The 20,947-nt window shown below is 61.1% G+C and carries 19 protein-coding genes; 11 read left to right on the forward strand and 8 right to left on the reverse strand.

What is annotated here, in order from left to right:
- Positions 1 to 51 precede the first annotated feature (51 nt).
- The 5 genes from PR017_RS16520 to PR017_RS16540 are packed head-to-tail and all read left to right on the forward strand — an operon-like array spanning position 52 to position 5,376.
- Complete coding sequence (locus tag PR017_RS16520; protein ID WP_111216000.1) at positions 52 to 990, forward strand: ABC transporter permease; 939 nt, start codon at positions 52 to 54, stop codon at positions 988 to 990.
- On the forward strand, positions 987 to 1,838 hold the full coding sequence (locus PR017_RS16525) for an ABC transporter permease (RefSeq protein WP_111216002.1): 852 nt from the start codon (positions 987 to 989) through the stop codon (positions 1,836 to 1,838). The genes PR017_RS16520 and PR017_RS16525 overlap by 4 nt, the downstream gene beginning before the upstream one ends.
- The gene (locus tag PR017_RS16530) at positions 1,838 to 2,836 is read left to right on the forward strand and encodes an ABC transporter ATP-binding protein (protein WP_111216889.1); all 999 of its coding nucleotides are present in this window, start codon (positions 1,838 to 1,840) and stop codon (positions 2,834 to 2,836) included. Before PR017_RS16525 ends, PR017_RS16530 begins: the two co-directional genes overlap by 1 nt.
- Entirely contained in the window at positions 2,833 to 3,849 is a 1,017-nt protein-coding gene (locus tag PR017_RS16535; RefSeq protein WP_111216004.1) for an ABC transporter ATP-binding protein, read from the forward strand. The genes PR017_RS16530 and PR017_RS16535 overlap by 4 nt, the downstream gene beginning before the upstream one ends.
- A 12-nt stretch (positions 3,850 to 3,861) precedes the next feature.
- Positions 3,862 to 5,376, forward strand: a complete 1,515-nt coding sequence (locus PR017_RS16540) for a carboxypeptidase M32 (protein ID WP_111216005.1) — start codon at positions 3,862 to 3,864, stop codon at positions 5,374 to 5,376.
- Between the two features lie 20 nt (positions 5,377 to 5,396).
- On the opposite strand, the gene PR017_RS16545 is transcribed toward PR017_RS16540, so the two are convergent.
- The gene (locus tag PR017_RS16545; protein ID WP_111216891.1) at positions 5,397 to 5,948 is read right to left on the reverse strand and encodes a glutathione peroxidase; all 552 of its coding nucleotides are present in this window, start codon (positions 5,946 to 5,948) and stop codon (positions 5,397 to 5,399) included.
- A gap of 332 nt (positions 5,949 to 6,280) precedes the next feature.
- Between PR017_RS16545 and PR017_RS16550 the strand changes: the two genes are divergently transcribed.
- The 3 genes from PR017_RS16550 to PR017_RS16560 all read left to right on the forward strand — a co-directional run bounded on the left by PR017_RS16550 (position 6,281) and on the right by PR017_RS16560 (position 9,716).
- Positions 6,281 to 7,774 carry an MDR family MFS transporter gene (locus PR017_RS16550; RefSeq protein ID WP_111216893.1) on the forward strand — a complete coding sequence of 498 codons (1,494 nt, stop codon included), beginning with the start codon at positions 6,281 to 6,283 and terminating at the stop codon, positions 7,772 to 7,774.
- Positions 7,775 to 7,801: 27 nt separating this feature from the next.
- Complete coding sequence (locus PR017_RS16555) at positions 7,802 to 9,250, forward strand: DHA2 family efflux MFS transporter permease subunit (RefSeq protein WP_111216007.1); 1,449 nt, start codon at positions 7,802 to 7,804, stop codon at positions 9,248 to 9,250.
- 142 nt (positions 9,251 to 9,392) lie between these two features.
- Positions 9,393 to 9,716: a hypothetical protein gene (locus tag PR017_RS16560; RefSeq protein WP_111216008.1), complete on the forward strand. Its 324-nt coding sequence runs from the start codon at positions 9,393 to 9,395 to the stop codon at positions 9,714 to 9,716.
- A gap of 27 nt (positions 9,717 to 9,743) precedes the next feature.
- Here PR017_RS16560 and PR017_RS16565 read toward each other — a convergent pair whose 3' ends face one another.
- The 7 genes from PR017_RS16565 to PR017_RS16595 all read right to left on the reverse strand — a co-directional run bounded on the left by PR017_RS16565 (position 9,744) and on the right by PR017_RS16595 (position 16,994).
- A complete protein-coding gene (locus tag PR017_RS16565; protein WP_111216010.1) occupies positions 9,744 to 11,261 on the reverse strand; it encodes a sensor histidine kinase in 1,518 nt (505 codons plus the stop codon).
- Between the two features lie 128 nt (positions 11,262 to 11,389).
- Positions 11,390 to 11,641, reverse strand: coding sequence for a hypothetical protein (locus tag PR017_RS16570; RefSeq protein ID WP_111216011.1), 252 nt, complete (start codon positions 11,639 to 11,641; stop codon positions 11,390 to 11,392).
- 194 nt (positions 11,642 to 11,835) lie between these two features.
- Positions 11,836 to 13,173, reverse strand: a complete 1,338-nt coding sequence (locus tag PR017_RS16575; RefSeq protein ID WP_111216013.1) for an NAD(P)-binding domain-containing protein — start codon at positions 13,171 to 13,173, stop codon at positions 11,836 to 11,838.
- 45 nt (positions 13,174 to 13,218) lie between these two features.
- Positions 13,219 to 14,259: a heme-dependent oxidative N-demethylase family protein gene (locus tag PR017_RS16580; RefSeq protein WP_111216015.1), complete on the reverse strand. Its 1,041-nt coding sequence runs from the start codon at positions 14,257 to 14,259 to the stop codon at positions 13,219 to 13,221.
- A gap of 21 nt (positions 14,260 to 14,280) precedes the next feature.
- Positions 14,281 to 15,246: a PDR/VanB family oxidoreductase gene (locus PR017_RS16585; protein ID WP_111216016.1), complete on the reverse strand. Its 966-nt coding sequence runs from the start codon at positions 15,244 to 15,246 to the stop codon at positions 14,281 to 14,283.
- Positions 15,243 to 15,848, reverse strand: a complete 606-nt coding sequence (locus PR017_RS16590) for a dimethylamine monooxygenase subunit DmmA family protein (protein ID WP_111216018.1) — start codon at positions 15,846 to 15,848, stop codon at positions 15,243 to 15,245. The genes PR017_RS16585 and PR017_RS16590 overlap by 4 nt, the downstream gene beginning before the upstream one ends.
- A gap of 12 nt (positions 15,849 to 15,860) precedes the next feature.
- Entirely contained in the window at positions 15,861 to 16,994 is a 1,134-nt protein-coding gene (locus PR017_RS16595; RefSeq protein ID WP_111216020.1) for an aminomethyl transferase family protein, read from the reverse strand.
- Positions 16,995 to 17,217: 223 nt separating this feature from the next.
- Between PR017_RS16595 and PR017_RS16600 the strand changes: the two genes are divergently transcribed.
- The 3 genes from PR017_RS16600 (at position 17,218) to PR017_RS16610 (ending at position 20,942) form a co-directional block, all read left to right on the forward strand.
- On the forward strand, positions 17,218 to 18,126 hold the full coding sequence (locus PR017_RS16600; RefSeq protein ID WP_111216895.1) for a LysR substrate-binding domain-containing protein: 909 nt from the start codon (positions 17,218 to 17,220) through the stop codon (positions 18,124 to 18,126).
- Positions 18,127 to 18,261: 135 nt separating this feature from the next.
- Entirely contained in the window at positions 18,262 to 19,686 is a 1,425-nt protein-coding gene (locus PR017_RS16605; RefSeq protein WP_111216897.1) for an aldehyde dehydrogenase family protein, read from the forward strand.
- A gap of 38 nt (positions 19,687 to 19,724) precedes the next feature.
- Complete coding sequence (locus PR017_RS16610) at positions 19,725 to 20,942, forward strand: mandelate racemase/muconate lactonizing enzyme family protein (protein ID WP_111216022.1); 1,218 nt, start codon at positions 19,725 to 19,727, stop codon at positions 20,940 to 20,942.
- Positions 20,943 to 20,947 lie beyond the last annotated feature (5 nt).

Below are 20,947 nucleotides of genomic sequence, written 5' to 3' on the forward strand. Positions count from 1 at the left end.
CTCGGCAGTCTGCGACATCCCTGATGTCACCTGGAATACGAGGGCGGCGCTTTGCCACTGTTCAGTTATATAGTCCGTCGCATTCTACAGATGATCCCGACCGTCGTGTTCATTCTGATCGTGACCTTCGTGTTGATCCGCCTCTTGCCCGGTGATCCCGCCAGCGCCATGCTCGGCGACCGTGCCCGGGATGCCGATGTCCTGCGCATCAATGCCAGCCTCGGCCTCGACAAGCCGGTTGTCGTCCAGTTTTTCTATTTCGTCCGCCGCGTTTTCACCGGTGACCTCGGTGACTCCATTACGCTGAAGACGCCGGTCGTCGATCTGATCGCACAGCGAATGCCCGTCACGCTGATGCTGATCGGCATGGCTGCGGTCATTGCATTGCTGCTTGCCGTGCCGCTTGCCTTCGTCGCCGCGCTTCGCCGCGAGAAGACCGCCGATACCGTCATCCGCGGCACCTTCCAAGTCGGCCTCTCCATGCCGGTCTTCTATATAGGCATCCTGCTGCTGACGCTGTTTGCCGCAAACCTCAAATGGTTTCCGGTCGGCGGCTATGGCGACACGCTAAGTAGCAAGCTCTATCATCTTTTCCTGCCTGCCCTGACGCTGGCCCTGAGCTTCGCCGCCGTGCTGATGCGCAACCTGCGCACGGCGATAATCGGCGTCATCAATGCCGAGTATGTCGATTTTGCCCGCTCCAAGGGCCTACGCTCCCGCGTCATTCTCATCCGCCACGTGCTGCGGAACGCGCTGATTTCGACAATCACCCTGTTCGGCCTGCAGATTGGCTCGCTGCTTGGCGGCGGCGTCATCACCGAGACGGTGTTTGCGGTTCCGGGTGCGGGACGCCTGATGATCGACAGCATCTACGGCCGCGATTATCCGGTGTTGCAGGGCCTCACCATCGCGCTCGCCCTGCTGGTGTCGTTGACCTTCCTGGTGACCGATATTGTCCAGGCCTGGCTCGATCCGAGGGTGGCCCGATGAGTGCCGTCACCGCTGCCCCGCGCGCGAAGTGGCGATTGAAGCCCCGCGCATGGCCGAAGACGCTGGTTTTTGGCGGCCTGATCCTGCTGATCAGCCTGCTTCTCGCATTCTTCCCGTCGTGGTTCGCGCCCTACGATCCGATCGCCTTCGACTACAACGCGCTGCTGAAAGGTCCGAGCTGGGCTCATCCCTTCGGCACCGACAGTTTCGGCCGCGATGTGCTGTCGCGGGTTATCCATGCCTATACGATCGACATGCAGATCGCCGTCTTTGCCACCACCGGCCCCTTCATCTTCGGGACCCTCGTCGGCGCCTTCGTCGGCTATGCCGGCGGGATAACCGAGATCATCTTCGGACGCATCGTCGATGCTGTCCTCACCTTTCCGTTCCTGGTTCTCGTCATCGCCGTGGTCTCGGTGCTGGGGCCGGGGCTCGGCAATATGTATGTGGCGATCGGCGTCGTTGGATGGGTGTTCTATGCTCGAATCGTCGCTGCCGAGGTCAAGGTCCAGAAGCGCTTGGATTACGCCGATGCAGGACGGGTCATGGGCTATACGCCGACGCGCATCGTTTTCCGCCACTTGCTGCCGAACGCCATCACGCCGGCCATCGTCTACTGGATGACCGACATGGCGCTCGCTATCCTGCTCGGCTCCAGCCTCGGATATCTCGGCCTCGGTGCGCAGCCGCCGGCCTCCGAATGGGGCGTGCAGATCGCTGATGGCAAGAACTACATGACGACGGCCTGGTGGATCTCCGTTTTCCCCGGCATATCCATCGTGCTGACCGGGCTCGGATTCAGCCTTGCCGGCGATGGCGTTGCCGAACTTTTGAGGATACGCCGATGATGCAGGCAAGCGACAACAGCGGCCTGGTCGTCCGTGGATTGACCACCACCTTCGACACCGCGCGCGGCACTGCAATTGCCGCAGCCGATGTCGATTTCGATGTCGCTCCCGGCGAGGTCGTCGGTTTGGTCGGCGAATCCGGCTCAGGAAAGAGCGTGACTCTCCGCTCCGTCATGCGGCTGATCCGTGAGCCGGGCAAGGTGACGGGACGCGTCGAATGGGGCGGTCGCGACCTGATGGCCATGTCCGACGAAGATCTGCGGCAAGTTCGCGGCAGCGAAATCGCCATGATTTTCCAGGAGCCGATGACCGCGCTGAACCCCGTTTTGCCGGTCGGCCTGCAGATCGAGGAAAACCTGAGCGCTCATACCGGCCTCGACCGCCGCGCGCGTCGTGCCCGGGCGCTGGAGTTGATGACCATCGTCGGCATCCCCGATGCCGAACGGCGGCTGAACGAATATCCCCATCAGTTCTCCGGCGGCATGCGCCAGCGGGCGATGATTGCTATTGCGCTCGCCTGTTCGCCGAAGCTGCTCCTGGCCGATGAGCCGACGACGGCGCTTGATGTGACGATCCAGGACCAGATCCTGAAGCTGCTGCTCGACTTGCGCGACCGGTTGGCGATGAGCGTCGTGCTGGTCACCCACGACCTCGGCGTCGTGGCAGCCACTTGTGACCGGATGGCTGTCATGTATGCCGGACGGATCGTCGAAACCGGCACCGTCGTCGATGTGTTTGCCCAGCCGCGCCATCCCTATACCCGCGGCCTCCTCGGCTCCGTCCCACGTGGCCGGGCTGTGCGCACTATGCTGTCTTCCATCGATGGCACGCCGCCAAGCCTCACGGACCTGCCCGATGGCTGCGCCTTCCATCCGCGCTGCAGCTTCGCCACGGAACAATGTCGACGCGAGCGGCCGCCTTTGGCACCGGTCGCGCCCGGCAGAATGGCCGCCTGCTTCCACCATGACCGGGTCGCAGCCTCAGAGGCCATCCTATGAGCACGGCGACGCCGATCATTTCCATCGACGGAGTTACGAAGCGTTTTGCCGGCCCCCATTCGCTGGCACGCCGACTGGCAGGCAAGCCGGCGCTTGCCGTTCATGCGCTCAGCGCCGTCAACCTTGAAGTCTATCGCGGCGAGACGCTGGGCATCGTCGGCGAATCCGGCTGCGGAAAGTCTACGCTGGCGCGTTGCATGGTGCGCCTGCTCGATCCGGACGGCGGCGCTATCCGCTTCGAGGGCAAGGATATTGCTGACCTGAAACCGTCGGAACGGCGTGGCTTCAACCGCCGCGTCCAGATGATCTTCCAGGATCCCTACAGCTCCCTCAACCCGCGCATGACCGTCGCCCAGATCATCGGTGAGGCGCTTGGTGTTCACAAGATGCGGCCGAAGGCTCACATACCAGGCCGTATTGCCGAATTGCTCGAACTTGTGCGTCTGCCGCAGGACGCCGCCGGTCGTTATCCGCACGAATTCTCCGGCGGACAACGCCAGCGCATCGGCATTGCCCGCGCGCTCGCGGTCGAGCCCGAGGTCATCGTCGCCGACGAGCTGGTCTCGGCTCTCGACGTCTCCGTCCAGGCGCAGGTGGTCAACCTCTTGCTGCAGCTGCAGGAAAAGCTGCAGCTCACCGTGGTTTTCGTTGCCCACGACCTGAGGCTTGTGCGTCACATCTCGCATCGGGTCGCCGTCATGTACCTCGGTCAGGTCATGGAGGTGAGCCCGTCTGAGGCGCTGTTCACCTCACCTCGCCACCCCTATTCCAAGGCCTTGCTGGATGCGGCGCCCGAGCTCGACCCGACCCGCCGCACCCGCACGGCTGCCACCCGTGGCGAACTGCCGAGCCCGATGAACCTGCCGGTCGGCTGCCCCTTTGCCGGCCGCTGTCCCCATGTCTTTGAGCGCTGCCTCGTCGAGCGGCCCGTGCTGACGCCGCGCGGCAACGGCCAGCATGCCGCCTGCCACCTGACCGAGTTCGGGGCTTCCCAAACGCTATCCAACGCCTAGAGGCATTTTTCCATGAGCTTTGCTGTTTTCGAAACCGAGACTGCCCGGATCAACGACATTCTTTGCGCCGTGAACCTCCTCACCTGGGATTCCCGCACGATGATGCCGGCCGGTGGCGTGGAAGCGCGCGGCCAGCAGATCGCCACGCTGGTCGGACTTGCGCGCGATATGGCGACAGGCGACGGTCTGCAGCGCGCCATCGAGACGGCGCGCGCGGAGCTGAGAGGCGCCCCGTCCGATGACCTTCGCCTCATCGCCGTCGAGCAGGCGGCAGCCTCTATTGCCAAGCTGTCGCGCATTCCGGCAAAGCTTGTGGCTGCCTCGACGACTCTGAAGACGCAGGCCCAGGCCGCCTGGGTGAAGGCCCGCGCGGCCAATGATTTTGCAGGTTTTGCGCCCGTCCTCGAGCGCACCATGGAAATGCAGCGCGAGATCGTCGGCGCCCTTGGCTACGAGGAGCATCCGTATGACGCTCTCGTCGATACCTACGAGCCCGGCATGCGGTGGTCGAAACTGCAGGCGCTTTACGGCCAGCTTCAACAATCGCTGATACCGCTGCTGGCGCAGGCGAAAGAGGCGCGGGTGCGCAGCGAAATCCTGGATAGATCCTATCCTGTCGAGACGCAGCGCCAGTTTTCGAGCATGATGGCGACGCGGCTTGGCTACGACTTTGGTCGCGGCCGGCTTGATGACGCGGTGCATCCGTTCGAAATATCCTTCACCCGCTCCGATGTCCGCATCACCGGCCGTTTCCGTGAAACCTGGCTGCCGGGCGGCCTGTTTGCTGTCTGGCACGAGGCAGGCCACGGTCTCTACGAACAGGGCATCTCGGAGCAGTTTTCGCGATCGACCTTCACCACGGATTTCGTCAACCTCTACGCCGTCGGTGGCGCCAGCTTCGGCATGCATGAATCCCAGTCTCGGCTGTTGGAAAACCGTGTCGGCCGCTCACGCCGGTTCTGGGACCTCCACTTCCACGAACTCAAGGCCGTTTTCCCTGAGCAGCTGTCGGATGTCTCGGTCGATGATTTCTGGCGTGTGATCAATGCCGCCCGCCCGAGCCTCATCCGCGTCGAGGCCGACGAACTGACCTATGATTTCCACATCATGCTGCGCTCCGAGATCGAGGCAGGCCTGATTGTCGGCGATATGCGAGTCGCCGACCTGCCGGAAATCTGGCGCGACAAGGTAAAGTCCTATCTCGGTCTCGATGTCCCCACGGATACGCTCGGTGTGCTGCAGGACGTGCACTGGTCATCCGGCATGGTCGGCTCCTTTCCGACCTACACGGTTGGCAACATCATGTCTTCCCAGCTGTTTTCAACGGCGCGGAAGGATGCTGCAGTCGAAAAAGGCCTGGAGAGCGGTGACTACATGCCGCTGAAATCCTGGCTCCAGCACAATGTCCATCAACACGGGCGCTCGAAGAGCCCTGGCGATATCCTGATGGCGGCCACCGGCGCGGACCTCTCGGCAGATGCCTATATCGCAGACTTGAGCGCCAAAGTGGCCGAACTTACGGCCTGATCATCCAGCGGCGGCATGAATCAGGCGCTTTTCACCAGTTCTTCGTCGAGTACTGAGAGCAGGCGTGGATCGTCCGGCGTGACATCCGGCGCAAAACGCGCAACGACGGTACCATGGCGGCCGATCAGGAATTTCTCGAAATTCCAGAGGACGTCGCTGGCAGCGCCCGTGTCGACGCCGTAGCCCTTCAGCCTTTCGCGCATCGGGCCATCGCCGGTGGTCGGCACGGGGGAGGCTGTCAGCATCTTGTAGAGCGGGTGCTTGGCCGCGCCCTTGACTGAGATCTTGGAGAAAATCGGGAATTGCACGTCGTAGGTCGATTGGCAGAAGGTCATGATCTCGGCGTCCGAACCCGGCTCCTGCTCTTTGAAATCATTGGCAGGAAAGGCCGCAATGGTAAATCCGCGGTCGCGCTTCGCCTCATAGAGTTTTTCCAGCGCTTCGTATTGAACCGTCAGGCCACATTTCGAAGCGACGTTGACCACCAGCAAGACCTGTCCGCGGTAGTCGTTCAGTGTTGCAGCACGGCCGTCTGCTCGCTTGAGCGGGATATCGAACAGGGTTTCGGGCACTTGTCTCTCCATAAAAGGCTTCGTTCCGTCTTGCCCGCGATATGAGGGCGGCGACAGGGCGCTGTCAATCGCCGGCATCGATCTCCACGAGGTCCCTAGAGCGGTCGCCGGAAGCCGAAAATATGAAGTCTCCCTTGCTTTTGTCCGGCTTGCGATCTTGACTTCGAGACCAGGAAATATTCAATGCCCTACACGCTCTGGCAGGCCTATTGACGAGGAGATTCGCCTGCCTTCCCTCCTATTAATCTACCCAAAAATCCATTGTGAACGAGATGCCGTAGACAGGCCAACCGCCGTGTTCATCCGGACGTATTCGTGAGAAAGGAATGTCGATGACCGACTTCGTCGATCCATCGAAGCGCCCGCTGGTTGTCGGCGCCATCGTGCTTGCGACTTTCATGGTGGCGATCGAAGCGACCATCGTCGCCACCGCGATGCCGCGCATCGTCGGCGAGTTGGGCGGCTTCACTTATTACAGCTGGGTATTTTCGGCCTTCCTGCTCGCCCAGTCCACGACAACGATGATCTATGGCAAGCTGTCGGATATTTTCGGCCGCAAGCCGATCCTGATCGTTGGCATCCTGATCTTCCTCCTTGGCTCCGCGCTTGCCGGTTTCGCCTGGTCGATGACCTCGTTGATCGTCTTCCGGCTTGTCCAGGGTATCGGTGCCGGCGCCATCCAGCCCGTGACCACGACAGTTGTCGGCGATCTCTACAAGCTCGAGGAGCGTGCCAAGGTTCAGGGCGTGCTTGCCAGCGTCTGGGCGATCTCGGCTGTGGTCGGACCTCTTGCCGGCGGGCTCATTGTCGATCATCTCTCCTGGGCCTGGATCTTCTGGATCAACCTGCCGCTCGGCGTGCTGACAATTGCCGGGTTCGTGCTTTTCCTGAAGGAGAAGATCGAGCCTCGCGTGGTCCACATCGATTATCTCGGCACGGTGCTGTTTTCTGTTTCCATCGTTTCGTTGCTGTTTATCCTGACGGAAACCGATGCCAGCGCCGCCGTCCTCAGTGGCTTCGGCCTGCTGTTCCTTGTCTCTGGCGTGCTGTTCCTGCTCCAGGAAGGACGGGCGCCCGAGCCGTTGATTTCGATCGCCCTGTGGAGCCGGCGACTGATCGCCACCAGCAATGCCGCGACGCTGCTGGCCGGCATGGCGTTGATCGGGCTCACGACGGTGCTGCCGATCTACGTTCAGGGTGTGCTCGGCCGCTCATCATTGGAGGCAGGTTTCACGCTGACGATGCTGATCGTCGGTTGGCCCCTGGCGGTGGTGATGTCGCCAAAACTATTTCGCGCTTTCGGTATCCGCCGTACCTTGAGGGTCGGCAGCCTGCTGTTTCCGTTCGGGGCGATATTCCTGCTGTTCCTGACCCCCGAGAGCACCCCTATACCCGCCGGTGTCGGCGCTTTCTTCATGGGCTTCGGGATGGGGTTGATCAGCCTCACCAGCATCGTTCTGGTGCAGGACAGCGTCGACTGGTCGGAGCGCGGCAGCGCTACGGCCTCGATCCTGTTTTCGCGCAGCCTGGGCAACACGCTCGGCGCCACCGCGCTCGGCTCGATCCTCAATCTCGGCATTGCCCACTTCGGCAGCGGAGCGCTGGCCGAGAAGCTTCATGACGTCTTGAACCAGCCAACCGGCCTCTCCGATCTTTCTTCCAATCCTGCGATCAGGGCCGTTTTCAATTCTGCGCTGCACTGGAGTTTCTGGGGGGTTTTCGTGGTCGCTGCTTTGACATTTCTCACCACCTGGCTCATTCCGGTCAGCCATCGCGCCGGTGGCGCGGCGGCGAAGGTTGATGCGAAGGAAGCGATGTCACACTGATCGGCAAAGCCGGCCCGGAGTTGTTGAATGGCAGACGTATCGACGCGGCGAAAGACCGATCTCGCAGAAGCACCAAAAGCACGGTCGCTGCTGCTTGCACTGCTGGTCGCCGGCGCGTTCTTCATGGAAAACCTCGATGGCACGGTGATCGCGACGGCCCTGCCGCAGATGGCGACATCCTTCGGGGTGCGGCCCGTCGATCTCAATATCGGCATGAGCGCCTACCTGTTGACGCTCGGCATCTTCATTCCCATCAGCGGCTGGATCAGCGACCGGTTTGGCGCGCGGTTGGTGTTCTCATCCGCCGTGGTCGTCTTCACCCTGGCATCCGTTCTCTGCGGATTTGCAGAGGGCATCGGGACGTTCGTTGCCATGCGGGTACTCCAAGGTATCGGTGGCGCAATGATGGTGCCGGTGGGCCGGTTGCTCGTGCTCAACAACACGCCGAAAGAAAAGCTGATTTCGGCCATCGCGACGATTACCTGGCCTGCGCTGGTGGCCCCCGTGCTCGGCCCGCCGCTTGGCGGGTTCCTGACCGATCATGCCAGCTGGCGCTGGATATTCTTCCTCAATCTGCCGCTCGGCATCCTTGCCTTCGTCTTTGCCCTGATTCTGATCCCCAAGGGGCAGCATCAGGAGAAGCGGCCATTCGACTGGACCGGCTTCGTCGCCAGCGGTTTTGGCCTGGCGTCTGTGATGTATGGCCTGGAACTGATTGGTCGCGCAGACCCTGAATGGCTGTCTGCAGGCACTTATCTTGCGGTAGGACTCATTCTGCTGACCGTGGCAGTTGTCCATTTCCGCCGGAGCGCCCATCCGCTCATCGATTTTTCAGGCCTGAGCAAACCGACATTTGCGGTCGCGTTGTGGGGTGGTTCTCTGTTTCGCATGGCCATCGGCGCGGTTCCGTTTCTGCTGCCGCTGATGTTCCAGGTCGGCTTCGGGCTCGGCGCCTTCGAGGCGGGGATGATGACGCTTGCAGTCTTTGCCGGCAATCTCCTGATAAAACCTGCAACGACGCCGATCCTGCGACGATACGGCTTCCGCCGTGTGCTGCTGGTCAACGGCGTCCTCAATGCGCTCTTCATCGCCGCCTGCGCGCTGTTCTCGCCGACATCGTCTTTGGCGTTTATCATCCCTGTCCTGTTTATCGGCGGGATGTGCCGCTCGATGCATTTCTCGGCTCTCAACACAATCGCCTTTGCAGATATTCCAAAACCGCAGATGACTGGCGCCAACACACTGTTCAGCACCGCCTTCCAGCTGACGATGGGCATGGGCATTGCACTCGGTGCCATCGGCATTCGTATCGGTCAGGTCCTGGCGCCTCCAATGGGCCTGGCCCTGCCGGCCATCGAGTTCCGCCTTGCCTTCGTCCTGCTTGGTGTCGTCGCGCTGTTGACCACCGTCGACTGCTGGCGCCTCGCTCCCGATGCCGGGGCAAATGTTTCCCGGAAACCGGCGCCGGGCAAGTAACGATCGATTCTTGACCGGTCGGCGCTGTGGCACCGGAGATTGTCCATGATAATTGCCGCGCCGTCGCTCGGAACAAGCCTGCGGCAAGCTTGCAGGCGATAGGGTCCGCCATCGATCAGTTCACGCCGAAATCTCTGGACGCATGATGAAAAGCCACCACCGTCTGCTCGCCATCTTGAGCGTTGCCATCTCCTTGTCCGCCTGCGTCGACCATATCGGCAAACCCCTCCTGCTGCCGGTCGGTACCCCAGCGCAATTTCCCGGGGTGGTGCATGTCATGTGCGTTGGCGACGCGGACGCTGCCTACGACCGGCAGAAGGAGGAGTTCGCCTATCGCGCCCGCATGAACGGCCCAGGAGTGTTGCCAAGCGAGGTGCCCGCTCAGGAAAGCCAGGCGGAGGCTGCGGCACGCATGAAATATATGTCCTGCGTCTCAAGCCAGGGATACCGCGCCGTCTTCAACTAACGCCTGTGGCTGGTGGCGCGCTGCGGTTCACGAGAGTGGATTTGCAGGAAAGCGCATTGTGAATGCGGTTCCGCTCGCATTCTCATAGGAAAAAGTACCGTTGATTTGGGCAACGAAACCAGTAATCAGTCGGCTGCCCATGCCCTTGTGCGTCAGTTCCGTATCGATGCCGGGACCATCGTCGCGCACTGTCAGAACTGCCATACCGTCGCTTCCGCTTGTCAGCTCCACCATGAGATGCCCGTCGGAACGGCCAATAAAGGCGTATTTAAAGGCGTTCGAGACCACTTCGTTGATGATCATGCCGATAGGCAGAGCCTGGTCCCGGTCGACGGAGATCGAAGCAAGCCGCGTTTCGATCGTGACCGCCGCGTCATAGGAAGCCGCGATCTCCCCGACCAGTCGCTCCGTGTAGGGGGCGACATCGACGCGGTCGAACTGGTCTGTCTGGTAGATCTGCTCGTGAACCGCAATCATCGCTGCGATCCGCCGTTCCATGTCGCCACGCGCCTCCTTGGAGATCGGCTGAAGGCGAATCAGTGCCGACACGGCCTGCAGATTGTTCTTTACGCGGTGATGAATTTCTCGGAACAGAAACTGGTTGCGCTCCAGCAGCCGCTCAAGAACCGCGTTGCGTTCGGCAAAGGCATTTAGCAAGGCGACGATCCAGATGGCACTTGCGATGATCATCAGGATGATAGGCAGGCCGAAGATGAGTTGCGTGTCGAGACCAGACCAGAACATCTGCAACGTTTGCGCGGTATCAATACCCGCAGTGGCGATCAGCGGCCATCCATCGACATGCCAGTAACCGACGATCCGCGCCACGCCATCCACCGGCGAGGCGCCGCTGCGATAATAGCCCTGCGGGCTTTTGGGGAGATGGACCGTGAAAAGCGGCGTCTGGCTGAAGTCCATCGGCTTGTCGAAGGTTGGGTGGCGCGCCACGAGCCATCCGTCAGACCGGATGACGCCAACACTCGATTTAGGGCCGAGTTCCATCGAGTTCCAGAACTCGTCGAGCTTCTCGGTCGGGATGGCGATGCTGGCCACGCCGTGGAACTGCCCGTTGCGCTCGATACGTCTTGCGATGATGAAGACCTGCTTGCCACTCAGCCGTTCCTGCAGTTGCTCGGAGATGACCACTTCCCGGCCGGCTTTTAGCTGCTGGAAATAGTCGCGATCGGCCACGGTGATGCCCGTTGCCTGCCGCACGCTGGAAAGTCGCAGCGCGCCGTTTTGATCATAGACCGAATATTGAAATCCGGCGGGCAGATCGCCAACCGCCTGCGAGATGTCGGAAATTATGTTGGCGTTGGACTCTATAGGTTGTTCGTCGAGCTTTGCATCGATGCGCCTGAGCGCCTGGTCGCTAGCCTCGATCATCCATTGCAGGTGCGCGGCAACCACGTGGGCAGAGGATTGCGCCCGAGCTTCGCCTGCCGCTATCGTGGCCTTGTAGTTTTGCCAGATCATGAGGCCGGAAAGGCTCAGAACGGCAACGAGAAACAGGCTGACGAGTACGACGGCCGACTTTGACGTCAATCGAGCTATCCGTCGCTCAGGACCATCCACTCCGCGAAATCTCCCCACGCAAATCGCTTGCTGAAAAGTTCTAACACGCGACGCCGTAGGGCTGGAAGAGCAACTTAAGTTGAAACATGTTTGAAGTTCTAGCCGGCTCTGGCAACTGCGCGGTGCCGCCACGCCTTGGAAGAGACCAAGGTTACGAGGCGGAACACTGACCAGCGGCGAGCGCCTTTTCCAAGCGCGAATGCGGCGAAGGATATCATGGCAATGTACCAGCAAAGGATAATGGCGAACAGGTCGAAATGCTCGTTCAGGACGATGGCAATGCCCGCGAAACCGACGAACCCGCAGGCAAGGAAACCGAGACCAATGAATGGGATGTTTGACAAAGTCATAACAAGTACTCCTAAAGACTGCAAAGACATAACGTCTGCATCTTTAGGTAGTTCGATATGGTCTGCTTTCTTGGTAAGTAAAAAGTAAACGGGCGAGCGTCCAGACTTGCGTCTGTGGGTGTTAGAGCGCCACGAGAGAAGGGCCCACATTTGGGATATTGGCCCCTCCTGACAGCAGCGGATTTTTGGGGCACTTAGTTCCGCAGGTAGGCTTCGAGGCTATCGTCCATGGCCTCGATCCAGGGCGTGTGGTGCTTCGGCGCCATATTTCCGGTCATCAGCGACCGATAGCCGTTGTCACGGAAGCCCATGATGCTTTCCACCTTGTGATGCTCCCATTCCATGAAAGTCCGGTTGACGCCTTCGATATCGAAATCGGGGTAATCTGTGGCTCTCAGCAGGTCCTTGACGTAGTCGCCCTGGAACCAGATCATCTGCTCGGCGTCCTCGAGCCCTTCCTCGCGGGCACGCCATGTGTCGAAATGTGCTTTCATCCCGTCTGCGTCCGGCAAAGCGATGCGGCCGAGGATAACGTCGCGGGCGTACCAGGCCTGCGCGTCGAACATGTTGAACGTGTAGAACTGGTCCTGCATGCCGATGTAGAAGAGTTGCGGGTTCTTCTCGTAGACGATGCCATTGTAAAGATCGTCGGCCCACAGGCGGTTTGCAGTCTTCAGGCGCAGGCTGTCGGGCAGGAACGGAAAATGGTGAAGGTAGCCGGTGCAGAGGATCAGCGCGTCTACCACCTTCGTGGTGCCATCCTTGAAATGTGCCGTCTTGCCGTCCAGCTTCTGCAGCAAGGGCCTTTCCTCGAAGCGTTCCGGCCAGGTAAAGCCGATGGGTTTGCTGCGATAGCTGACGGTGACCGATTTGGCGCCGTATTTCCAGCACTGCGAGCCGATGTCCTCGGCCGAATAGCTGCGGCCGACGATGAGGATGTCCTTGTCCTTGAACTCCAGCGCATCGCGAAAGTCATGGGCATGCATGACGCGGCCGCCAAAGCTGGCAACCCCCTCGAAATAGGGAACGTAGGGTGTGGAGAAATGGCCTGACGCCACCACGACATAGTCGAAGACCTCGTCATACATCCGGTCGTTGACGCGGTCGTGGGCGGTCACCGTGAATTTTTTACTCGCCTCGTCGAAGGTCACCATCCGCACGGGCGTGCTGAAACGCACCCAGTCGCGAACGCCGGCCTTCTCTACGCGCCCCTTGATATAGTCCCAGAGCACGGCGCGTGGCGGGTATGAGGTGATAGGCTTGCCGAAGTGTTCCTCGAAGGAATAATCGGCAAACTCCAGGCATTCCTTCGGGCCGTTCGACCATAGATAGCGGTACATGCTGCCGTGCACCGGTTCGCCATATTCGTCGAGCCCGGTGCGCCAGGTGTAGTTCCACAAGCCGCCCCAATCCGCCTGCTTCTCGAAGCAGACGACTTCGGGGATTTCTGCGCCTTTCGCTGCGGCCGACTGGAACGCTCTCAGTTGCGCCAGTCCCGATGGTCCGGCGCCGATCACGGCAACTCTCGTCATGTCAGTTCCCTCGTTTTTATTGATATGCTTGCTACGATCGGCCGGTCAGTCCGGAAAAATGCCCGGGCTGGTCGGCGCTCCGTCATCGTAGGTACTGAGCCAGTCGATCATGATCGGGCGATTGCGCGTCAGGCCCTTGTAGTCGACGATCTCGGGCGGCAGGCTCGCCAGCACACGCGGCAGGCGGCGTGCCCATTTAGGCACGGTGACCAGTTCATCGAGGCTGATGAGATAGCAGCGGATCACGAACAGGATGGCGTTGGAGCGCGGCAGGCGCCAGAGGCTCTGCAGCTCGACGCGAAGATGCATTTTCCGGCCGACGTTTTCCGGCGTGACCGTCAAGCGGTCAGGGCCCCATTTGTGGTAATTCTCCGGGCTGGTGTCGAGGCGCGGGTTGACCGTCATCGTCCAGTTCAGCCGTCGCGTCGGCTTGCCCTGCTGCAGGTTCAGGAGGAACTTCAGCGCCCGCTCGAAGACGCCGATCTGGTGGGCCAGCGGCACCGGGCCATGCCATTCCATGAAGTTCATGCCGATGTCGAAATCGAGCGACCAGTCGGCCTGCGTCGTGACCATGCCGGCATCCATCCAGAGATTGCCGTCGCGCTGGTCGACGATGCAGAAATCGCCCTGCGCCTGGCGGGTGATGTATTCCATCGGCTGATAGGGGAGGCTCGAGGCATCGCCGAAGGTGAAGCTGTCATCGATGCCGAGCGGCCGGTTTATCCAGCGCCATTTGTCACCGTCTTTCGTGAGCGAGAAATGCTCCGGATAATCGGCGGCCTGGTGCTCCATGATCAGTTCGAGCGTATCCCACTGGGCCGTCATCATGTGTGGCAGTGCCTGGCACCGCAGCGGATCCTCCTTCAGCACCAGCGCCCGGTCATGCATCTCGGCGACGTAATGTTCGTCGACGTCGATCAGGTTTTCAAAGACGCTGTTGGCCAGCCCTCGCACGTGCGGTTCCATGTTGACCGCGTACATGTAGGCATCCCGGTCGAAGGGAAATGGAAAGCGGCGAATGTTTTCCGGGCTATTGCGGAAGGTGAAATCGTCCCGGAATGTTTCCTGCCTGAACTTTATGGTCATCCGTCCGATCCTTCCTCGAGGCTAAAGTTGAAGCACCAGTTGCTGGCCCTTGAAGCGCGACACGCAGATCATGATTTTCCGCCCCTCGGCCTTTTCTGCGTCCGAGAGGTAGACGTCGTTGTGCTCGAGTTCGCCATCGCCGGAGAGGACCACTGTTTCGCACTGCCCACAGGCTCCGCCGCGGCACATGTACGGCGCCTCACAGCCGGCAGCCTCCACCGCCTCGAGGATGCTCTGATGCTCACCGACCGAGATCGCCCGATCTGCCTTTGCCAGCATCACCTGGAACGGCAGGCCGGCAGGAGGTGCAAGAAAGCGTTCCGCTTGCAGGTTTTCCTTCGGCCAGCCGGCCTCCAGCGCCGTCAGCAGCACACCGTCGATCATGCCGGAGGGTCCGCAGACATAGAGATGCGTGCCGAGAGGCTGGTTATCGACGATCGTCTCCACCGGAATGAGTCTTTTCTCGTCGTCGAAGTAGAGTTTGACCTTGCGCGGTCCGTAGCGTTCAAGCAGTTGCTGCCAGAAGGCACCGTGTTCGCGAGAGCGCATGGCATAGTGCAGTTCGAAGGCGGCGTTATCGCGCGTAAACTGCTCCATCATCGCCAGAAACGGCGTGATGCCGATGCCGCCGGCAAACAGGATATGCTTGCGGCCGCGATGATCGACGGGAAAGAGGTTGACCGGCTGGCTGATCGTGAGCTGGTCGCCTACACGAAGCCTGTCGTGGAGAAACGCCGAGCCGCCGCGCGAATTGGCTACCCGCAGCACGCTGATTTCATACCCCGATGTATCGTCCGGTGACGACATCAGCGAATAGGGATTGCGCCGCAGCTGCTCGCCGTCGTTCATCGAGACGACAATATGCGAACCGCCCGAAAACACCGGCAAAGGCGCGCCGTCGGGCCGCTCCAGCCGGAAGGTTTTGACCGCTGCCGCCACTTGGGTCACAGCCGTCACTTGGACGGTCATCTCTGTGTTGATGCTCACAGGAAAATCTCCTCCGGCTCCGGCGCAGTGCCCGGCTCTTCGGCATCGACGTTGACACCCTGGAAAGCGCCGAGCCGTCGCGAATAATGGTCGCGAACGAGAAGCTTCAAGCCGCAGTGCGAGCAGACGAAGGGCGTCGTGGTGACGTTGTCGGTCACGCCCTTGCAATGGACGCACTGCACGCGCCGGGCCAGCGATCCCTGGTGCTCCGTCCTCAGCGAGTTGAAGTCGACGCCAAAATCGAGCGCGACCTGGATCACCTGGCCAATAAAGCCTTCCGTCCCGGCGATGTAGATCCGCATCCCCATGGTCGCATTGTCGAGGCAGACGCGAAGACGCCCCAGCAGCGGCTGCAGGCCGGCGGCCGTCCAGGTGATGTCGGCGCCGAGTGCTGCGAGATCGGCGACGTGGCTCTGGCCAGCCGAGCCACCCGGCAGATAAAGAATTTCGGCCCTTGTTAGAAACGCGCCGCCATCGGTCCCGGCGCGCTCGAGAAGAGCCAGCGCGCCTTCGCCCTCGAGCACAAAGAGGTGGCGCTTCGCATGGGGGTCGATGTCGAGCCCCTTATATTCCGGTCTGCTCTTGATCCCTGCAACCAGCATCGGGCTCGCCCCTCAATCTTTCGCCGTCCGCTTCTTTTTATCCGGATCGTCGAAGGTGATGGTGTGGGCAATCGCCGGCGCATTGACAGTCTTGCCCTTGACTTCGAGCCTCACGCCTTGCGACGCGTAAGGCACTTCGACGCGCATGATCGCCATGGATCGGTTGGTCAGCTTGGAATAGCTGGGGCAGGTTATGACCCCGACCTTGCGACCGTCGGCCCAGACCTCGTCGCCGAGATCGGTCGGGCCATCTGCATCGACCAGCAGGCCGAAAATCTTGAACCTCTCCTTGCCCTTGAGACGCGCATGCTCCTCGGCGCCTCGAAAGCCGACCTTGCCGGGGCTGACGGTAAAATCGAGCCCCAGCTCCCACAGGCTGTCGCCCGGCTGCTCGTTGTCGAACGGATACATCTGCGAATTGTCGTAGGGGAAGAACAGCAGGTAGCTTTCGACACGCAGCATGTCGAGAACGCTGAAGCAGCAGGGGATGATACCCATCTCCTTGCCCTCGTCGACGATCCGGTCCCAGATCATCCCGGCATCCTGTCCGCGAACGAAAAGCTCATAGCCCCGTTCGCCGGTATAGCCGGTGCGAGAGATCATCACGGGCGCCCCGAACAGCGTCGTCTGCATGTGGTGAAAGTATTTGAGCTCGCGGATGCCCGGCACATATTTCGACAGGTAGTCGACGGCAAGCGGCCCCTGCAGCGACAGGTCGTGGAGATCGTCGTCGAACAGCACAGCGCAATTGCGGCCTGCGGCCTGTTTCGTGATCTCCTCGTGACCGGTTCCCGAGCCGTGCACCAGCATCCAGGAGTTCGGGCCAGTGCGATAGACGATACAGTCGTCTGTGAAATGGCCGCGATCGTTGAGCATGCAGGCATAGACCGAGCGGCCCGGATAGATTTTGCTCATGTCGCGGGTGGTGATGTATTCCAGCACCGCAATCGCGTGCGGACCGACGAGGTGGACCTTCTTCAGTCCCGACACATCCATGAGGCCTGCCTTTGTGCGGATGGCGATGTGTTCCTCGTAGATATCCTTGTCGTAGGTCCATGCGGTTCCCATGCCGCTCCAGTCCTCGAGCTTGGATCCGAGCGCCCGATGCCGGTCCGCGAGCGCAGAAAATCGCCAACTCAAAGCCATGCCAGTCCCCTTCTATATTTCACTATGTGGAAATAATTATTCCTGATTATATGTGTGTGGACGCGAACGGCAAGGGTAATCTGGGCACCCCGCGAGACAATGTTGGAGCTGTCGTGGGAAACCACCTGCTGGCGGATTGCTGTCGCGCTCAGGCGATCTCAACTTTTTTGGCTGGCATAAAGTGCTATTGAAGGTCGATCGCGGATTGGATGGGAACGAGCGTATGCGCAAACTGCCGGCATTGTCCGCCATGAAGGTGTTCGAGGTCGTCGGCCAGACGCGCAGTTTCACCAAAGCGGCCGCAAGGCTCAATCTCACCCAGAGTGCCGTCAGCCGCCAGGTGCGAAACCTGGAGGACCAACTCGGCGAACCGCTCCTCATCCGGCGCCACCATGATCTGGAACTGACGCCGGCGGGCGTTGCACTGTTTTCCACCCTGCAACATGCCTTTCACAGCGTCGAACTGGCTGTGCGCGGCATCGTCGACAAGAGCGCCCGCAATCGTCTGCGCATCAACGTGCCACCGACCTTCGCCAAGCGCTGGTTGATGCCGCGGATGGGACGGTTGCGCGCGGCACTTCCGGACGTGGGGATCAGCATCGGCACGGAACTGCGCGACAGCCTTGCCGAGCGCAGCCTGCTCGACTGCGCGATCCGCTTCGGCGACGGGGAGTGGCCGATGCTGAATGCCCATCTTCTGATGACCGAACGCCATATCGCCGTCTGCGCACCGACATTGCTGGGCGGACGGCGCGACACGTCTCCCATGGACTTCTCCGACCTCACCTTTCTGCACGTCCTCGCCTCCGCAGACCGGCGCTACATGACCTGGCAGCACTGGCTGGATGCCGCAGGCCTTGCGGATATCGACACGAGCGGCGGCCTCGAATTCGATCTGCTGGATCTGGTGATCGAAGCCGCCTGCAATGGCCTCGGCGTCGCCGTGGTCGATCGCTTCATGGTCGACGAATACCTTGCAGACGGCAGGCTCGTGCAATTGTCCGATGTCGAGATCGAGGGCCATGAATCCTATTGGCTTGTCGAAAGGGCAGGCGTCGCCGGAGGCAACCATCTCAAGGCCTTCAGGCAGTGGCTGTTCGACGAACTTTCGCTGACTGGCGCCGGGCTCTGACTGTTGCCGTTGGAAGCATTCCATTTTGGAATGCTTTGCCCGACAATAACACGCTTGCGCGCGTCCTAACCTCCCGGTCGAATGGCGAGGATGGCGTCGACCTCCGACGCTTTGTCGCGATATCGGGGACGGAAGATGCAGCACTACCGCAATTTCATCGGCGGCCAATTTTGCGAGCCGACGACGGCCTCGCGGATCGAGGTCCGCAATCCTGCCGATGGCGCAGTTTTTGCAGCGGTAGCCGGAGCCGACGAAGCGACTGTCATCGATGCCGTCGCACAGGCCGCGGCGGCACAAAAGCTGTGGCGGGCCCTGCCGGCGATCCAGCGCGGCGACGCCCTGCGACGTCTGGCCGATGTGATCGAAAAACACGCAGGCCGGATCGGCGAAGCCCTGGCACGCGAATCCGGCAAAAGTCTTGCCGACGCAACCGGCGAGGCGATCTACGGAGCCGAGCTAATGCGCTACCACGCCGAGTGGGCGCGCCGCGTCGAAGGCGAGATCATCGAGAGCGATACGCCCAACGAGACCCTGCTGCTGAAGCGTGAGCCGATCGGTGTCGTCGCCTGCCTCATCCCGTTCAATTTTCCGATCTACACGCTGGTGCGCAAGATAGCGCCCGCGCTGATCACCGGAAACGCCGTGGTTGTTCGCCCCAGCAACACCACGCCGACCTCCGCCTTTGCGTTTGCCGACGCGATACTTGACGCCGACCTGCCGCCCGGCCTGGTCAACATCATGGCCATGAGCCATGACGTCTGCCGGACGCTCTGCACCCAGCCTGCCGTCGGCATGATCACACTGACCGGCAGCGTCGCTGCTGGCCAGGCGGTGCTCGATTTCTGCAAGACCAATATCGCCAAACCGTCTCTGGAGCTCGGTGGCAAGACACCTGTCATCGTCGAACCTGATGCCGATCTCGACGCTGTGGCAGCGGCAATCATCGCCGCCAAGACCGCCCATTGCGGCCAGATCTGCACTGCGGCCGAGCGGCTCTATATCCATGCGTCGGTGCACGACGCACTTCTTGAAAAGCTGCGCGTGGGCTTTGCGGCCCGCAGCTTCGGCAATCGCGCCGTCGATGCCGGCTCAATGGGGCCGCTGGCGATAGCCGCCGCCCGGGAAAAACTACATGCAATGGTCGAACGGGCGCAGGCGGAGGGCGCAAAGCTGGAGACGGGTGGCGTGATGCCGGAAGGCCCCGGTTTCTTTTATCCCCCGACGCTACTGTCCGGATGCACCCAGCAAATGGAAATCGTCCGCGACGAGGTTTTCGGCCCTGTCTTGGCAGTGCTCCGATATGAGACCTTCGAAGAGGCGCTGGCGTTGGCCAGCGATCACCAGTTCGGACTTTCATCAGTACTGTTCACCGAGAATTACCGCAAGGTGATGCAAGCTGCAGGCGAGATCGAAGCCGGCGAACTTTATATCAATCGTTTCCCGGCCGATCCCTATCAGGGCTACCATGCCGGCTGGAAGAAGTCCGGCCTCGGCGGCGACGACGGCAAGCACGGCATGCTCGAATTCACCCAGACCCGACTCGTCATCCTGAAGCACTGACGCTGCACCGTCCCGTTGGGATCGTTGAGGAAACCGCCATGAAGATCGCTTCGCTCAAGACCCATATCGTTGCCGTACCGCCGCCCCATGTCGGCGGCATGTACTGGATTTTCGTCCGACTCGAGACGGCGTGCGGCATCGAGGGCGTCGGCGAGATCTACGCGACGTCCTTCCACCCCTCGGCCTTGGTCCCGCTGATCGACGACGTCTTCCAGCGCTATCTGCTGGATCACGATCCCCACCGGATCGAGCGCTTTTGGCGGGCGGCCTATTCCAGCGGCTTCACCCAGCGGCCGGACCCGACGATGATGGGCATCGTCTCGGGTCTGGAAATCGCCTGCTGGGATATCATCGGCAAGGCGGCGGGTCGCCCGGTGTCCGATCTCCTGGGCGGCACGGTCAACGAGAAGCTGCGGGCCTATACCTATCTCTATCCGAAGAACGCCGCCGGCGAGTTCGATTTCAACGACCCCGACCTTGCTGCCGAATGCGCCCTGGAGATGGTCGACCAAGGCTTCACGGCTGTCAAATTCGATCCGGCCGGTCCCTACACCAATTATTCGGGCCATCAGTTGTCCATGGGCGTCATGGCTCGTTGCGAGACTTTTTGCGCAAGGATCCGCGAAGCCGTCGGCGACAGCGCCGACATCCTGTTTGGAACCCATGGCCAGATGGTGCCATCCTCGGCCATCCGCCTTGCCCGGCGGCTGGAGAAATACGATCCGCTATGGTTCGAGGAGCCGGTGCCGCCCGGCCAGGAGGCCGCGATGGCGGAAGTTGCCCGCGCCACGTCGATCCCGATTTCGACCGGCGAGCGCTTGACCACGAAGTATGAGTTTCAGCGCGTCCTGCAACTGGGTGCGGCCTCTATCCTGCAGATGAACGTGGCACGCGTCGGTGGATTGCTGGAAGCCAAGAAGATCGCCGGCATGGCAGAGGCCTATTACGCACAGGTCGCTCCGCATCTTTACAACGGTCCCGTCGGCGCCGCCGCCAGTATCCAGCTATCCGCGGCCACCCCGAATTTTCTCATTCACGAGGCGATCATGGATTTTGGCGGCTTCCATACCGAGGTTCTGAAGACCAAGCTGATTTTCGATGAAGGCTATCTCATTCCGTCGCGCGAGCCGGGGCTCGGCATCGAGCTGGATCTCGATGTCGTCGAACGCCATTCGCCTTACACCGGCGACCGCCTGCATTTGCAGATGGCTGCGGAACCCGCCGATATCAAAGCGTTTGCCCCCGCCCGCGGTTGATCACG

It is taken from the genome of Rhizobium tumorigenes (assembly GCF_003240565.2).
Classification (GTDB): domain Bacteria; phylum Pseudomonadota; class Alphaproteobacteria; order Rhizobiales; family Rhizobiaceae; genus Rhizobium; species Rhizobium tumorigenes.

Coding starts and splice junctions, on each gene's coding strand:
- PR017_RS16610 (WP_111216022.1), top strand. CDS start 19,725: ATGAAGATCGCTTCGCTCAAGACCCATATCGTTGCCGTACCGCCGCCC.
- PR017_RS16555 (WP_111216007.1), top strand. CDS start 7,802: ATGGCAGACGTATCGACGCGGCGAAAGACCGATCTCGCAGAAGCACCA.
- PR017_RS16580 (WP_111216015.1), bottom strand. CDS start 14,259: ATGACCATAAAGTTCAGGCAGGAAACATTCCGGGACGATTTCACCTTC.
- PR017_RS16575 (WP_111216013.1), bottom strand. CDS start 13,173: ATGACGAGAGTTGCCGTGATCGGCGCCGGACCATCGGGACTGGCGCAA.
- PR017_RS16605 (WP_111216897.1), top strand. CDS start 18,262: ATGCAGCACTACCGCAATTTCATCGGCGGCCAATTTTGCGAGCCGACG.
- PR017_RS16560 (WP_111216008.1), top strand. CDS start 9,393: ATGATGAAAAGCCACCACCGTCTGCTCGCCATCTTGAGCGTTGCCATC.
- PR017_RS16590 (WP_111216018.1), bottom strand. CDS start 15,848: ATGCTGGTTGCAGGGATCAAGAGCAGACCGGAATATAAGGGGCTCGAC.
- PR017_RS16600 (WP_111216895.1), top strand. CDS start 17,218: ATGCGCAAACTGCCGGCATTGTCCGCCATGAAGGTGTTCGAGGTCGTC.
- PR017_RS16525 (WP_111216002.1), top strand. CDS start 987: ATGAGTGCCGTCACCGCTGCCCCGCGCGCGAAGTGGCGATTGAAGCCC.
- PR017_RS16570 (WP_111216011.1), bottom strand. CDS start 11,641: ATGACTTTGTCAAACATCCCATTCATTGGTCTCGGTTTCCTTGCCTGC.
- PR017_RS16530 (WP_111216889.1), top strand. CDS start 1,838: ATGCAGGCAAGCGACAACAGCGGCCTGGTCGTCCGTGGATTGACCACC.
- PR017_RS16550 (WP_111216893.1), top strand. CDS start 6,281: ATGACCGACTTCGTCGATCCATCGAAGCGCCCGCTGGTTGTCGGCGCC.
- PR017_RS16535 (WP_111216004.1), top strand. CDS start 2,833: ATGAGCACGGCGACGCCGATCATTTCCATCGACGGAGTTACGAAGCGT.
- PR017_RS16540 (WP_111216005.1), top strand. CDS start 3,862: ATGAGCTTTGCTGTTTTCGAAACCGAGACTGCCCGGATCAACGACATT.
- PR017_RS16595 (WP_111216020.1), bottom strand. CDS start 16,994: ATGGCTTTGAGTTGGCGATTTTCTGCGCTCGCGGACCGGCATCGGGCG.